General features: G+C 60.4%; 16 protein-coding genes. 7 read left to right on the top strand and 9 right to left on the bottom strand.

The genetic code is table 11. The features are described 5' to 3' along the window. Positions 1-20 precede the first annotated feature (20 nt). Complete coding sequence (locus tag ATU_RS26520) at positions 21-194, top strand: hypothetical protein (protein WP_010971273.1); 174 nt, start codon at positions 21-23, stop codon at positions 192-194. A gap of 78 nt (positions 195-272) precedes the next feature. Here the strand turns inward: ATU_RS26520 and ATU_RS04655 are convergent, their stop codons facing one another. After that, entirely contained in the window at positions 273-1661 is a 1389-nt protein-coding gene (locus ATU_RS04655) for an MFS transporter (protein ID WP_169539085.1), read from the bottom strand. Between the two features lie 178 nt (positions 1662-1839). Here ATU_RS04655 and ATU_RS04650 point away from each other — a divergent pair, with 178 nt between their 5' ends. Then, positions 1840-2088, top strand: a complete 249-nt coding sequence (locus ATU_RS04650) for a hypothetical protein (RefSeq protein WP_006311245.1) — start codon at positions 1840-1842, stop codon at positions 2086-2088. 7 nt (positions 2089-2095) lie between these two features. Here the strand turns inward: ATU_RS04650 and mazF are convergent, their stop codons facing one another. The 6 genes from mazF to ATU_RS04620 form a co-directional block, all read right to left on the bottom strand. Then, on the bottom strand, positions 2096-2455 hold the full coding sequence (gene mazF / locus ATU_RS04645; RefSeq protein ID WP_006311244.1) for a type II toxin-antitoxin system toxin MazF: 360 nt from the start codon (positions 2453-2455) through the stop codon (positions 2096-2098). Beyond that, a complete protein-coding gene (gene mazE, locus ATU_RS04640) occupies positions 2455-2721 on the bottom strand; it encodes a type II toxin-antitoxin system antitoxin MazE (protein WP_010971270.1) in 267 nt (88 codons plus the stop codon). Before mazE ends, mazF begins: the two co-directional genes overlap by 1 nt. A gap of 69 nt (positions 2722-2790) precedes the next feature. After that, the gene (locus ATU_RS04635) at positions 2791-2991 is read right to left on the bottom strand and encodes a heavy-metal-associated domain-containing protein (RefSeq protein ID WP_006311242.1); all 201 of its coding nucleotides are present in this window, start codon (positions 2989-2991) and stop codon (positions 2791-2793) included. Between the two features lie 52 nt (positions 2992-3043). Continuing rightward, positions 3044-3466 (bottom strand): Cu(I)-responsive transcriptional regulator, encoded by a 423-nt coding sequence (gene cueR / locus ATU_RS04630; protein WP_006311241.1) that lies wholly within the window; start codon positions 3464-3466, stop codon positions 3044-3046. Next, a complete protein-coding gene (locus tag ATU_RS04625; RefSeq protein ID WP_035256421.1) occupies positions 3463-6048 on the bottom strand; it encodes a heavy metal translocating P-type ATPase in 2586 nt (861 codons plus the stop codon). Before ATU_RS04625 ends, cueR begins: the two co-directional genes overlap by 4 nt. A gap of 175 nt (positions 6049-6223) precedes the next feature. After that, positions 6224-6832, bottom strand: coding sequence for a class I SAM-dependent DNA methyltransferase (locus ATU_RS04620; protein ID WP_010971267.1), 609 nt, complete (start codon positions 6830-6832; stop codon positions 6224-6226). Positions 6833-6939: 107 nt separating this feature from the next. On the opposite strand from ATU_RS04620, the gene ATU_RS04615 reads away from it, so the two are divergent. Together ATU_RS04615 and ATU_RS04610 are read left to right on the top strand one after the other, a co-directional pair. Continuing rightward, positions 6940-7215 (top strand): type II toxin-antitoxin system RelB/DinJ family antitoxin, encoded by a 276-nt coding sequence (locus tag ATU_RS04615; RefSeq protein ID WP_010971266.1) that lies wholly within the window; start codon positions 6940-6942, stop codon positions 7213-7215. Then, positions 7212-7547 (top strand): type II toxin-antitoxin system YafQ family toxin, encoded by a 336-nt coding sequence (locus tag ATU_RS04610; RefSeq protein WP_010971265.1) that lies wholly within the window; start codon positions 7212-7214, stop codon positions 7545-7547. The genes ATU_RS04615 and ATU_RS04610 overlap by 4 nt, the downstream gene beginning before the upstream one ends. Before the next feature lie 27 nt (positions 7548-7574). Here ATU_RS04610 and blaOXA read toward each other — a convergent pair whose 3' ends face one another. Together blaOXA and ATU_RS04600 are read right to left on the bottom strand one after the other, a co-directional pair. Next, positions 7575-8399 carry a class D beta-lactamase gene (gene blaOXA / locus ATU_RS04605; protein WP_010971264.1) on the bottom strand — a complete coding sequence of 275 codons (825 nt, stop codon included), beginning with the start codon at positions 8397-8399 and terminating at the stop codon, positions 7575-7577. A gap of 111 nt (positions 8400-8510) precedes the next feature. Next, positions 8511-8990 (bottom strand): YcgN family cysteine cluster protein, encoded by a 480-nt coding sequence (locus ATU_RS04600; protein ID WP_010971263.1) that lies wholly within the window; start codon positions 8988-8990, stop codon positions 8511-8513. Positions 8991-9246: 256 nt separating this feature from the next. Here ATU_RS04600 and ATU_RS04595 point away from each other — a divergent pair, with 256 nt between their 5' ends. From ATU_RS04595 to ATU_RS04585, 3 genes are all read left to right on the top strand, one after another. Beyond that, the gene (locus ATU_RS04595) at positions 9247-11442 is read left to right on the top strand and encodes a transglycosylase domain-containing protein (protein ID WP_035256415.1); all 2196 of its coding nucleotides are present in this window, start codon (positions 9247-9249) and stop codon (positions 11440-11442) included. A 345-nt stretch (positions 11443-11787) separates the two neighbouring features. Continuing rightward, entirely contained in the window at positions 11788-13233 is a 1446-nt protein-coding gene (locus ATU_RS04590) for an alginate export family protein (RefSeq protein ID WP_010971261.1), read from the top strand. Further along, entirely contained in the window at positions 13214-14554 is a 1341-nt protein-coding gene (locus ATU_RS04585) for a serine hydrolase domain-containing protein (RefSeq protein ID WP_046033511.1), read from the top strand. Before ATU_RS04590 ends, ATU_RS04585 begins: the two co-directional genes overlap by 20 nt. Positions 14555-14573: the final 19 nt, after the last annotated feature.

Genomic DNA, 14573 nt, shown 5'->3' with positions numbered 1-14573 from the left:
CACTGATAAGGAGAAACGGCATGACCAAAATCCGCGATACCAGCGACCCGATCCTGTTTCCGACCGAAGCCAATGAAAACAAGGCGGAGAAGAAACGCGCCGGCAAGGGCGTCGTCATCATCATCGGCGCGGTCGCGATCATGGCCTTCGTCGTTTATCTGGCGGCGATCACCATCGCCACTACTCAGTCCTGACCGGGTGGGCGAGCGGCGATTCGTTTGATTTTTCGCATTTATGGACGGAAAGCCGGGTTCACTTTTTCTGGAAATGCTCTACCGGCGCTCGCCCCGCAGGCCCCTCGCCGTCATGATCGCCAGCAGCGACACAACCACACCCAGCCCATAAAGATAAAGCATCGGCGTCGTCACATCAGCACGATCGATCTGCACGACGAGATCGGTCGCGGCGGCGACAGTGCCGCTGGCACCCGCACCGGCCGCCGAACCCAGCGTCGCGACCGTGGGCAGCAATGCGCCAGTCATCTTGCGCTCCTCTTCAGGTGCCGCCTCCATGGCAGCCTGGCTGATGCCGGCCCAGGACATGCCGAAGGCAGAGCCGATCAACGTCTGCCCGAGCAGCATCTCTCCCCAGTTGCCCGTCGCAAGCCCGAGCCCCAACAGGACGCAGCCCGGCACCATCTGGTAGGGGCCGTAATGCAGGCAGATTTCCCGCAGGCGGTTTGAGCGCAGGCTGCCGATCAGCATCGCCACGAAGCTCCAGGCGAGCGGCATGGTGACGACGATGAAACCGGCAAAAGTCGGTTCATGCTGCCAGAGATTGATGGCCACATAAGCGAGGTAGACGCTGCCCAGCGCATGGGCATAGGACATCAGGAACAGCACCCAGAAGCCGCTGCCGAGCACCGTTTTCAGCCGGAAGGAATCCCTGGGGAACAGGCCGGAGGAAGGCTGGATGCCTGCCCGCAGGGAAGCCCACAGCAAGGCAGCGCCCGCCAGCAGGGAGATCGCCCGCAGGCTCGCATCCTCAAAGGCGGAAGGCGCGGAAAAGGCCAATGCGCCAACAAGGCAGAGCAGCAGCGGCACCAGCGGCCTGCGCGTGGCCACCACCGGCCGCTCGGCGGAGACGGCAACCACCGTATAGACCACGAGCACGATGATCAGCGGTGCCGAGAGCAGGAAGGTGGCGCGCCAGGAAATGTGCTGGGTGGCAAAACCGCCAGTCAGCGGACCGATGAAGGAGGCCACCGCCCAGATCGCCGCCTCGATGGCAAAGACCTTGGGCAACAAACCGGAGCGGAACCCGGCGGGAATGAGACTATAGCACACCGCCACGATCAGCCCGTCCGCCACCCCCTGCAACGCCCGGCCGACGACGACCCATAAAAAATCGCCGGCGATTGCCGAAAGTACCGAGCCGAAGGAAAAGATGAGGCAGCACAGAAGCAGGATAGCGCGAGCGCCGAAACGTTCGCGAAACAGCACCGCGGTGACGCCGCCCGCCACGGAGCCGACGAAATAGAGACTATAGGCCCAGCTATAAAAACCCGCGCCGCCGATGTCGTTGACGGCGACGGGCAAGGCCGTGACGACAGCAAACTGATTAAAGGCGTGCAGACCTATACCGGAGGAGATGACGGTCAGAAGCGAGAGGTTAGCCCCGCTCAGCAATTCGCCCCAGCCGTTTTTCTCCACCATTTCCATACTCGACAAAGCCGTATCCTTTCCATTTTTGCGACACGGCGGGCAAACTAGAACCTCAAGCGCCATTGAGGTCAAGCGGGCTTTTTTATCCGATGCGAAATCAGGGAATTGACCGGCGGCAGGAACCCACCTGCCCCGCCGGTCGTTTGCCGAGTGAACCGCTAGAAAGGATACCGTCATGGACCGCAATAAGATCATGCCTCACAGTGAAGACGCCATGGACGAGGATTTGCTCGATCTCGACGTCGACGCCCTTCCCGCCAAGGGAGAGATTCCACAATCGATCGAACAGGAAATTGAGGAAGAAGAGGCCGAAACAGAGGACGACCCCTATCAGGAAAGCGACGAGGCCCTGCCCGACGACGCCGAGGAACGGGTGATAGACCGCAATCCTTCGCGTGAAGGCGGAGCGTTTGACGAGGTTTAAACCTCGCTCAAGCTGGATCGATCATGCTGATGACGCGCCCGGCGATTTCATCGATCGTCGCATCATCGAGGGTTTCGATATATTTCGCTTTCTTCTGGGCAACCCGGGCGACGATATCCATGCTTCTCACCTGATTGCACAAAGCGACGCCCGTTGTCTTGTGGCCGGATATATTTACGGCAAGCCCTGCCTTGCGCGTAAACATGCCGCCGGTGGTCACCGGGACGACGAGACAGAGTCCGACCGCGTTAATTTCTCTGGGCGTGATGACGACACAGCGATGTTCGTCCTTGATTTCGCTGCCTACGACAGGGTTTAGATCAACCAGATAAACGTCGCCGCGCTTGGGGATCTGGTTGCGGACCATCACAACGCTTCTTTGCCGACAGGAGGCGCTGTGTCCCACGCCCGCTCCCTGGCGTTTAGAGCTGCCACTTCCTCTGCACCATCCAGTAATTCGGCCAGCGTGAAGCGTTTCTTTTCCAGTCGAACCGGGCTTGCCACCAGAGCGCCATTATCGACCTCGAGCGTCAGTTGCTCACCGATTTCCAGCCCCAGCATCTTCAAAAGAGCGGGCGGGATCGTCATCACCGCCGCGCCGCCCTGGCGTCTTATTTTCGTGGTCACGGTCATCCGTCTGCGCTCCTGCATTGTGCAACATATGTAGCACATTTTCACATTTGCGCAAACAGAAGCCGCATTTCAGCCCGCCCGTTCGGGCGAATAACCGGCTTCGCGGATAGCCTCCTCCGCGGTTGAGGCGTCGCCCGTCACGGTCAGCTTATGGGCATCGAGATCGATGGCCACTGACGCACCAGGAAGTACATCCGCAAGTGCGCCGCGCAGGGTCTTTTCGCAATGGCCGCAGGTCATATCAGGGATGTGGAAGGTGGTTGCACTCATGGTTTTCTCCTTTTGAACGGCACGATATTTGTGCGCCGGCTGATATTGCAGTTCAGTGGGTTCTCGCGGGCTTGCCGTCTGTCTTGTCGGCGCCCGCGAGATCGTCGAGGATGGGGCAGTCGGGTCGGTGGTCGCCACCGCAGCAATGGGCGAGATGGGAGAGCGTCTTCACCATGCTCTTCATCTCGGCGATCTTCTGCTCGAGATCGGCGATATGGACGAGCGCGATCTCCTTCACCGCCGAACTCTCGCGGCTCTTGTCCTGCCAGAGTTTCAGCAAAGTCTCGGTTTCTTCCAGCGAGAAACCGAGCGTACGCGCCCGCTTGATGAAGCGCAGATTGTGCACATCCTGCTCGCCATAGACCCGGTAATTATTGCCGGTGCGGGCGGCGGGGGTGATGAGGCCGATCTGCTCGTAATAACGGATCATCTTGGCGGAAACGCCCGATGCCTCCGATGCCTGGCCGATGTTCACGACGTCACCTCCCTGTGCACAACCTTTGCCCGTTTCAACCGCAGCGCATTGGCAAGGACGAAGACGCTGGACAGCGCCATCGCACCCGCGCCGATCATCGGCGACAGCGTGATGCCGAAGGCGGGATAAAGCACACCCGCCGCAACCGGTATCAGCGCCACGTTATAACCAAAGGCCCAGAACAGGTTTTCCTTGATGTTGCGCATGGTCGCCCGGCTCATCTCGATGGCATTGACTGCGCCTAGAAGATCGCCGCCGACCAGCACCACATCGGCGCTTTCGATGGCGACATCCGTGCCGGTGCCGACGGCGATGCCGATATCGGCCTCGGCGAGCGCCGGTGCGTCATTGATGCCGTCACCCACGAAGGCCAGCACCTTGCCGCCGGCGCGCATTTCGTGGATCGCCTTCACCTTGCCCTCGGGCAAGACTTCCGCCACGACGCGGGAAATGCCGACCTGCCGGGCAATGGCGTTCGCCGTGCGTTCATTGTCGCCCGTCACCATCGCCACTTCGATGCCCATCGCCTGCAACGCCTTGATGGCGGTGACGCTCGAGGGTTTCAACGGATCGGCGACGGCGATCGCAGCCGCCAACCTGCCGTCGATGGCGGCATAAAGCGGTGTCTTGCCCTCGTCGCCCAGCCTTGCGGCGGCTTCAGCGAAGATATCGACGGAATGGCCGAGTTTCGCCATGTAGCGATCCGCGCCGACTTCGACCTTGCGGCCATTGACGGTGGCCGCGATGCCGTAGCCCGTCACGCTTTCGAAGTTCTCGACAGTGGTAGGCGCGAGTCCTGCAGGAGTCGCCACATTCTTTTCTTCCGCAGCCCGGACGATGGCTTCGGCTATCGGGTGTTCCGAGCGGCCCTCAACAGCGGCAACCAGCGCCAGAACTTCGTTATCGGCAAATCCTTCCGCAACCACCAGATCGGTCAGTTCCGGGCGGCCCTTGGTCACCGTGCCGGTCTTGTCGACCACCACGATCTGCGCCGAGCGCAGTTCCTGCAGGGCTTGCCCCTTGCGAAACAGTACGCCCAGCTCCGCCGCCCTTCCGGTGCCGACCATGATGGATGTCGGCGTGGCGAGACCCATGGCGCAGGGGCAGGCGATGATGAGTACCGCGACAGCATTGACCAGCGCGAATGTATAGGCGGGCTCAGGACCGAAGATCGCCCAGACGATGAAGGTAAGCACCGCAATGGCGATGACGACGGGCACGAACAGGGCGGTAACACGGTCCACCAGCAGCTGGATCGGCAGCTTGGAGCCCTGAGCCTCCTCCACCATGCGGATGATCTGCGACAGCATGGTATCGGCGCCGACCTTGGTCGCCTTGAACTTGAAGGCGCCGGTCTTGTTGATGGTGCCGCCGACAACAGTTGCGCCGACCGTCTTTTCCACCGGCACTGGTTCACCCGAAATCATCGATTCATCGACATACGACGAGCCTTCGACGACTTCACCATCCACTGCCAGCCTTTCGCCGGGACGGATGACGATGATATCGCCGGCCACCAGATCATCGGGAGAAATATCGATGGTGGCACCGTCGCGCTCCACCCGGGCAGTCTTCGCCTGCAGGCTCATCAGCTTGCGGATGGCGTCTCCCGTGCGGCCGCTGGCGCGTGCTTCGAGAAGCCGCCCGGTGAGGATCAGCGTCACGATGACGGTTGCCGCTTCATAATAGACGAACTGCGCCTCTGCCGGCAGCAGATCGGGTGCGAAGGTCGCCACGACGGAGTAGAGATAGGCCGCTGTGACACCCAGCGCCACCAGCGAGTTCATTTCCGGCGCGCCGCGTAGCAAAGCGGGAAAACCGGCCTTGAGGAAGCGCAGTCCCGGTCCGAAAATCACCGCCGTCGCCAGCACGAAATAGATGTAATAGAGGTTCTGTGTCTCGATGATGCCCATCAGCCAGTGATGCATCGGCTCATAAATATGGCCGCCCATTTCCAACACGAAAAGCGGCGCGGTCAGGATCGCGGCAATCGTCAGGTCGCGTTTCAGCGCGCCCTCCTCGCCGGCATGTTGCATATGGTCATGGCCGCCGCTTTCACCGGCCGCCGTCATCTGGCTGTGGCCCTGATGGTGTGCATGGTGCTGGCCGTGATCGTGATGGGCGGAATGTCCGTGCGGTTTCGGTGTCTTCAACGCAAAGCCGGCAAGCTTCGCCGTTTCCACCAGCGCATCCCGCTCCCGCCGGCCGCCGATGGTTTCCACCGCGACCTTGCCGGCGGCAGCATCAACCTTCACGTTGACTGTGGTCGCGACGGCGTTCAGAACGGCCTTCAGTCGCTCGGCCTCTGCCTCGCCGTGCAGGCCGTCGACCGCAAATTCCTGCCGCTCCGGCGCGATATCGTAACCGACCTTCTTGATGGCCGCGCCGAGCGTCCTGGCTGAGAATCCTTCGGCCGGCTCGACGGTAAGCTTCTTCGTGGCGAAGTTCACCGAGCTCGAAGCGACACCCGGTACCTTGGCCGCGGCGGTTTCCACACGCCGCACGCAGGAGGCGCAGGTCATGCCTTCCACGGGCACGGAAACCGGTTGATTTGGATGGGCGTGTCTGACTGTCTCGTTCATGGGAAATCCCCTTTCGAGACCTTATGTAGGGCTTCCCATGATGGGAAGGTCAAGGGAAGGAGATTTTTTTGTCGAACACACAATCGTGAGCGCAGCCAACGGCCATAAAGGCAGCAATATCAAGGCGGTCATGTGGCTCATCGGCTAGGGATGGCCGGGCTGTACAAGCCACCGATCACGCCGTAACGCGTCTGGCAAGATAAATCGTCGCCCCACCACACTGCGGATCTTCGACTATGTGGTCGAGAAGCCTGAATCCGTTGGCGGCCAGCAGGCTCTCATAGTCCTCGCGCGCAAGGCTGGCGTGATAAAGCGGCTTGCCCTGAAACGTGCCGATTGCTTCGCCGCGGCCCGGCCCGGCGGTGAATATTAGAGCCGCACCGTCATTGGCGTGCTGGCAGAAGATGCCGAACATCAGTCGTTGATCCTCGGGACTCAGATGGAAAAAACTGTGCCAGGCGATCAGGCCGTCAAAGCGGCGGCCAAGAGCCAGTTCGCGCATATCGGCGACTGCCCAGAGATTTTCCGGAAACCGGCTGCGGCAGAGTTCGATCAACGGCCGGGACGCATCAATGCCGGTGACGGCATAACCTTTGGCAATGAAATAACCGGCAATCGGTTCGCCCGAACCGCAGCCGATATCGAGAATGGAGCCGCCATCGGGCAAAAGCGAGGTGAACCTGTCCAGCCAGGTTTTTTCGGCAAGGGAACGACCACGCTCCTTGTCGAAATCGGCGCCGTGATCCGTATAGAGTTTGATGACATCGCGGGAGGCGTCCGACATATCCTGATGTCCTTTCCGATTTCAGCAACCTACCGTCAATTGTGCAGCGGCCATTGAAAATGATGCTCAATTGAGCTACATACCGCACTATCAAAAGGAGGTCTATCATGACCGCAAATGCTTATGTAAGAGCGCGCATCGATCAGACACTCAAGGACGACGCGACGGCCGTGCTGGACCGCCTGGGACTGACTGTTTCAGATGTCATGCGAATGATGCTGACGCGCATTGCCCGAGAAAAAGCTCTGCCGATAGAACTGACACAACCAAACGCTGAAACCCTTGCCGCGATTGAAGAAGCGCGCGCCATCGCGGCGGCCGGGCGCAATCGTTTCGGCACGTCTGAAGCCTTGTTTGAGGCGCTGGACGCTGGCAAACGGTGACGAATAAGAAAGATCACGGAAAAGACGCGGCATTGAAGCGAGCCACCCTGCCGCGCAGGTCGGATTTCACCAAGCAATTTATCAAAGACTGGCAACGGCTGAACAATTCCGGGCGTTACGACATGGTGAGACTGAAGGAGATCATGCTCCTTCTTATCGCCAACGGCGCGCCGTTACCGACGCAGTTTCGTGACCATGAACTGACCGGAGACTGGCGCGATCACCGGGAATGCCATGTCGGCGGGGATTTTCTGTTGATCTACACAGTCGATGAGAAGCAGAACCTTCTCATCTTCACCCGCGCGGGAACGCACGCCGAGCTTTTCAGGTAAATGTGCAATCTGAAAGTCACGATCTTGCTACCGATGCACGGCCAGCCGCGGAATATCGCGTAGGAAGGCATCGCGCACGGCGGGTCCGAGCGGCTCGTTCGATGGTTTGTCGGAGACACGCAGCCTTGCAAAGACGATGTGCTGGCCTTCTCTTTCCGCCCAACCGACAAACCAGCCGAAGGGACGGTTACGGTCGGGATTGCCCTTTTCGTCACGCATGTAGCCGGTACCGGTCTTGCCGTGCACCGCCCAGCTTTCCGGCGCATCGAAGACCGGCATGATGGCCCGTGTCTTTGCCTGCGCATCGCGGGAGAAAGGCAGATTGCCGCCGAGAAGACGGCGAAGGAAACCCACCTGCTCCACCGGCGAAATCGTAAGTGACGCGCCAAGCCAGGAATGGGTGAGGCCGTTATTCTTGCCCGGTTCGCCGGACACATCGGCATTGCCGTAACCGAGGCGCTTCACATAGGCGGCGAATTTTTCCGGGCCGAGGCGGCGGGTAATTTCGCGCGAATACCACAATACCGAATCCTGCTCCCAGATCGTCGGATCGACCGTCTTTCTGTCGGAAGCGCGGGCTTCAGTGCCGGGTTTCCAGTCCCAGGCGGGCGTCTTGCCATCCTGAAGAATACCGGCATCGAAACCGATCAGCGCCAACGGCACCTTGAAGGTGGAGGCTGGCGCCACGCGCTGGTCGCAGGCGCCCTGCTGGTTGATGATGGCGCCCGTTTCGATTGATGTGACCAGCGTGCATTCAAAGGCCTGCGGCTGTTGCTGGGCAAAAGCGGAAAGCGGCAGAAGGCCCGGAAGGGCAAGGCACGAAAGAACGATGGCGGGCAGCCGGTAGTGCATGCGTTTTGATGTCCCTTGTCCGCTTTTGCGGATCATTTGCCGGAATGGTCGGAGCGGTTTAGGTAACGGATGGGGCAGGAATAGGACCAAAACGAAAATGGACCTTTTCCGTCAGGTCCGCTGCTTTTCGCCCGCCTTCTCACCCACTGTCAGGGGCCAGTCCACCACATAATCCTCGAAGTCGTCAACATCCACATGGGCCTCGCTGACGGTGCGCCCACGCGCGGAAATGCCGGCCTCATGCACCGTCTCGATATCGCCGGAGACGAGATAATGCCACCAGTAGAGATCCTTGCCGTCGCGCACCAGCGCATAGGCGCAGGTGGGCGGCAGCCAGCCGATCTCATGCACCTTCTTCAGGTCAAGCTGGATACAGTCCGGCACGGTGGCGCGGCGGTTCTCGTAGTCGGAGCATCGACAGCTCTCGCCATCCAGCAGCACGCAGCGAACCGAGGTGAACACCACTTCGCCGGTGTCCCAGTCCTCGAGTTTGTTGAGACAGCACAGGCCGCAGCCGTCGCACAGGCTTTCCCATTCCTCGCCGGTCATCTCCGTGAGGGATTTGGTTTTCCAGAACGGCGCGTCATTCATCGTTAACATTTCCGTTTCATTTTGATCTCTTGGACGGGAGTGTTTAACCGGTCCCTAATCCTTTATATCGTATCGCCAAGGGCTGGTTTGTACGATATTTTATGACGATTGGCGGGCGGCAGAGGGTCATTGGCCCGCAAGAAGCCGCCGCGTCAAGCAATTCCGACACAAGCATGCCATGGTTTTGCGTCGGGAATGGGTTGAAACGCAGAAATACCGACGGGCCGCGTTGCCTCGAACAGGAAAACATCGCCAGGTGCAGGAAGAAAAAGACGATAATAAAGGCCGCAGGAAGCGGCATATCCTGCTCCGGATCGATAGCTTCATCGACTCCGGCCTGTGGACGGCTGCGGCACGGCTGGTGGATTTCTGGGAAGACGTCACCATCGCCTCGCGCAAACTGCATGTGCGCGGCTGGAAGAAGCTTGTCGTCAACCTGACCTGTGACGCGCTGACCTTCGGAACGGCCGGCTCGATTGTGCTTCTGGCGCTCGCCATGCCTGCTTTCGAGGAAACCAAGAAGGACTGGCGTTATCGCGGCGATTTCGCCGTCACCTTCCTCGATCGTTACGGCAACACCATCGGCCATCGCGGCATCATCCATGAAGACAGCGTGCCGATCGACCAGATGCCTGATCATTTCATCAAGGCGGTGCTGGCCACCGAGGACCGGCGTTTCTTCGACCATTTCGGCATCGATTTCATCGGCCTTGCCCGCGCCATGAGCGAAAATGCCCGCGCTGGCGGCGTGGTGCAGGGCGGCTCGACGCTGACGCAGCAGCTTGCCAAGAACCTGTTTCTCACCAATGAGCGCTCGCTGGAGCGCAAGATCAAGGAAGCCTTCCTCGCGCTCTGGCTTGAGAGCAACATGTCGAAGAAGGAAATCCTCAGCCTTTATCTCGACCGCGCCTATATGGGCGGCGGCACCTTTGGCGCGGCGGCGGCGGCGCAGTTTTATTTCGGCAAGAACCTGACCGACGTGACGCTCTCCGAATCCGCCATTCTGGCCGGCCTGTTCAAGGCGCCGGCCAAATATGCGCCGCATGTCAATTTGCCGGCGGCCCGCGCCCGCGCCAATACCGTGCTTTCCAACCTGGTTCAGAGCGGGCTGATGACCGAGGGCCAGGTGATTGGCGCACGGCGCAACCCGGCCACCGTCATCGACCGCGCCGATGTGAAGGCGCCGGATTATTTCCTCGACTGGGCCTTCGACGAGGTGCAACGACTGGCCGCCGAAGGCAAGTTTAAGGATCATACCGTCGTTGTGCGCACCACCATCGATACCGGCCTGCAGCAGGCCGCCGAGCAGGCGATGGAAATGGAGCTGCGTGAATATGGCGAGGGTTACCGCGTCAAACAGGGCGCGATGGTGATGATCGAGAATGGCGGCGGCGTGCGCGCCATGGTCGGCGGGCGTGATTATGGCGAAAGCCAGTTCAACCGCGCCACGGCGGCGCTGCGCCAGCCGGGCTCTTCCTTCAAGGTCTACACCTACTCGGCCGCGATGGAAAAGGGCATGAAGCCGGACACGCTGATATCAGACGCGCCGGTGACCTGGCGCGGCTGGTCGCCTCAGAATTACGGCCGCTCCTATGCCGGCAAGGTGACGCTGCAGGTAGCACTCGCCAAATCCTACAATACCGTGCCGGTCCGGCTTGCCAAGGACGTGCTAGGCACGCAGGTGATCGTCGACACCGCCAAGGCAATGGGTGTCGCCACACCGCTTCGCAGCGACAAGACCATTCCGCTCGGCACGTCGGAAGTCACGGTTCTCGATCAGGCCACCGCCTATGCCGTGTTCCCGGCCGACGGTATGCAGTCCCGCCGCCACGGCATCGAGCAGGTGATGGATTACGAGGGCAACGTTCTCTACGATTTCAGCCATGACGAGCCGCCCGCCAAGCGGGTGCTTTCCGAAGAAGCCAATTCGAAGATGAACCAGATGCTGGTGACCATTCCGGTGATGGGCACGGCCCGGCGCGGCGCACTGGATAACGGCATCGTCTCCGGCGGCAAGACCGGCACCTCACAGGCTTATCGCGACGCCTGGTATGTGGGCTTTACCGGCAACTATACGACCGCTGTCTGGTTCGGCAATGACGAGTTCACGCCGATGAACAACATGACCGGCGGCGCGCTTCCCGCCATGACCTACAAGCGGCTGATGGACTATGCCCATCAGGGCATGGAGCTGCGCCCCATTCCCGGCATCCAGAACCTGCTGCCGACAGGCGCGCGTCCGCAGCCTTCGGCACAGGTCGCCGCCGCATCCGCCACCACTGCGCCCGCCATGCCGGCACTCACCCGCCCCCGCTCGCTCTCAGCCGAGGCAACCCGTGTCATCCGGTCCATCGCCAAGACGATGAAGGAAGCCCCGCCTCTAGCGGTCACGACGCAGAAGGTGGCCGAAGCCACTATCCGCGATGGCAGGGATGAAGCGGGGCGGCGTTAGGATACGTCCCATGCCGCCACTGGAAATGGAGTTTCGCGACCCTTGCGGCTGCAGGAACATTCATTCTCTCAAACAACCAGAGGGTGTTGATCGAGCAAATTATAATATGCCCGAGCAGGTATTCGGGAAGCAGGACGACGATAATTCCAGCGCCTCCACGCCACGGATATATCAATCATGTTCGAAAATGCTCCTATGTGAACTTTTTTACAGTCGGGGGTCCCCCGCTGTAAAACAGCCGAATATTCTTTCCACACTCCAAGATTGAATAGACCAATCCAACCAATTCATGTCTAAGTGGGCGCAGTTATTACTGTGTGATAACGGCGATCCCGGGGGGGCGGCATGAGCAATGCGAGAGAAGAACGGCGGGCAATTGCGGCCGTTCTTGTCGCCGGCCTGGGGTTTGTACCCGCTACGGCCCATGCGCAGGATCCCATGCTCCTGATCGACGAGCCGGGATTCGAATTGCGCCTGCATTTTCAGGCTGGTGTGAACGCCGTGGCCGAGCAGAACCTGTTCTGGAACTTCGCCGATACCTTTGCGCCATCCGCCGGCTTCGACAGCGACACGCGATGGCTTGAAGGTTATCTGATGCCCGGGATCGGTTTTACCGTCGATGCCGGCGACGTGCTCGAGGTTTATGGAAAACTCTCCGTCGTTGCCTCGGGCACTCTTGGCACCGATGCCTTCGACGCGGGCGGCACCGGTGCCATCACGCTTGAGGACGGCTATCTTGGCCTGCGCTCAAAGGCAAAAACCGGTCCCTTCTTCGATATGTCTCTCGGGCCGCGTCCGTTCCAGACCGGGACCGGCATGCTGATCGCCAATGGCGGTTCGAGCGGCTTCGAGCGGGGCGCGCTGAAACTCGGCCCCCGAAAGGCATGGGAACAGGCAGCCATTCTCCGGCTGGGTGTAGATGACCTGACGGCGACGGCGTTTTTCATCGATGCGAACGAATTATCCGACAAGGACAGCGGAACGAAGATCGTCGGCGCGGATCTGCGCTACGAGGTGGACAAGGGGCGATATGCCGGCGTCACTTTCGGCCATGTCCCGGAATCCGGCTCGCCCTACCCCCGGGCCGCAGCCGGTGGCATCGGCGCGCCGGTGATCGTGCCGGGCGCGCGCGAGGGACTGAGCTTCGTCAACGCTTACGCCCGCAGCAATCCGTTCGAGGGACAACTTTCCGGATTTTTCATTGGCGGCGATATCGCCTATCAATGGAACCCCGATATAGATCTCAGGGCCTGGGGCGGGCGTACCCAGATCGGTTATGCGTTCGAAGAATTTTCATGGACGCCAACGATCGCCTACAGCTACCAGACTTTCTCCGGTGACGATCCGTCAACCTCGCGTCTGGAACGCTTCGACCCGCTCTACTACGAGGGCAATCCCAGCGCATGGTCGACGGGCACGAAGTCCTCGATGATGTTCCTGAATTCGAACGTCAATGCGCATCAGCTCAGCCTGCAGGTAAAGCCGACGCAGGCCGATACATGGACGCTGCGTTACGCGCACATCCGCGCCAATGAGCTGAACAGCCCGATCCAGTTCGGCCAGGGCACGCGCCTCGATGAAATCGACGGCACGCCCACCCCGGTTGCCGGCGTGGGCAACCGCCATCTGGCCGATGACATCTATCTGGAATATTCACGCGTCATCAATCCCAACACCTTTCTGACGGCGGGTGTCAGCATTTCTTTTCCCGGCAAGGGCATGGAATCCATGACTGCAGAAAATTCGCCGACCTGGCTTGGAGGTTTCGTCAATGTCATCGTCAATTTCTAGCGCCCTGTCGATCATGCTTGCGGCGGTTCTGCCGGTTCTGGTGTTCCCGCACGGCGCTTCCAGTCAGGTTGCCACCCCGCTTTCGGCGGAGCAGTCGGACCCGCTGAAGCTCGGCTGGATGCAGGGCTTTCCGCCACCGGAAGACAAGATCATCCGCTTTTCCGACAGTGACTATTTCAACTTTCCGAAATCGCGCTGGACGGTCTGCCACTTTCGCCAGCTGATGCCGACCGTCAATGTAAGCCGTGGTCTCGGCGCACCGGCAGCGCTTGAGCGCAAGCTCGATCCCGCCATGGACGCCGTGACCTTCCGGCCGACAGGCGCCGATCAAGACATGACGTGGCTGCAATCGCTATCGGCGAATTATACCGACGGCATCGTCGTGCTGCACAAGGGTGTGCTCGTCTATGAGCGTTATTCCGGCTGCCTGAACGAGGCGGGGCAACATGGCGCCATGTCGGTGACGAAGTCGCTGACCGGCCTTCTCGGTGAAATGCTGGTTGCCGAAGGCACGCTGGACGAGAATGCGAAGGTCGCGACCGTCGTTCCCGAACTTGAAAAAAGCGCCTTTGGCGATGCGACGATCCGGCAGGTTCTCGATATGACGACCGGCCTGCGTTACAGCGAAGACTATGCCGACCCCAATGCCGATGTGTGGATCTATTCGGCCGCCGGCAATCCGCTTCCCAAGCCCGATGGTTACGAAGGCCCACGCAGCTATTTCGATTATCTGAAAACGGTGGTGAAACAGGGCGAAAACGGGTCTGCCTTCGGCTACAAGACCATCAACAGCGATGCTCTGGGCTGGGTCATTGCCCGCGCTTCGGGAAAATCGGTGGCGGAGCTGCTGTCGCAGCGGATCTGGAGCCGGATAGGCGCCGAGCAGGACGCTTATTATACGGTTGATTCCACCGGCACACCCTTTGCCGGCGGCGGCCTGAATGCCGGGTTGCGTGACATGGCGCGCATTGGCCAGTTGCTGCTTGATGACGGCATGGCCGGCGGCCATCGTCTCATTCCGCAGAAGGCGATCGACAATATCCGCCACGGCGGCGATAAGGCGGCTTTTGCGAAGGGCGGTTATCCGGCATTGCGGGGCTGGAGCTATCGCGCCATGTGGTGGGTCACCCACAATGCCAATGGCGCCTTCATGGCGCGGGGCGTGCACGGTCAGGCAATCTATGTCGACCCGGCCGCCGACATGGTCATCGCCCGCTTTTCCTCGCACCCCGTCGCCAGCAATGCCGCCAACGACCCGACATCGCTGCCCGCCTATGAGGCCGTGGCGCGTTATTTGATGGGAGGTGCGGCTAGGCCGTGAGTCTGTGCTTGGCTGGGAT

The organism is Agrobacterium fabrum str. C58, from assembly GCF_000092025.1.
Classification (GTDB): Bacteria; Pseudomonadota; Alphaproteobacteria; order Rhizobiales; family Rhizobiaceae; genus Agrobacterium; species Agrobacterium fabrum.
This window is presented reverse-complemented; position numbering and strand designations above follow the sequence as displayed.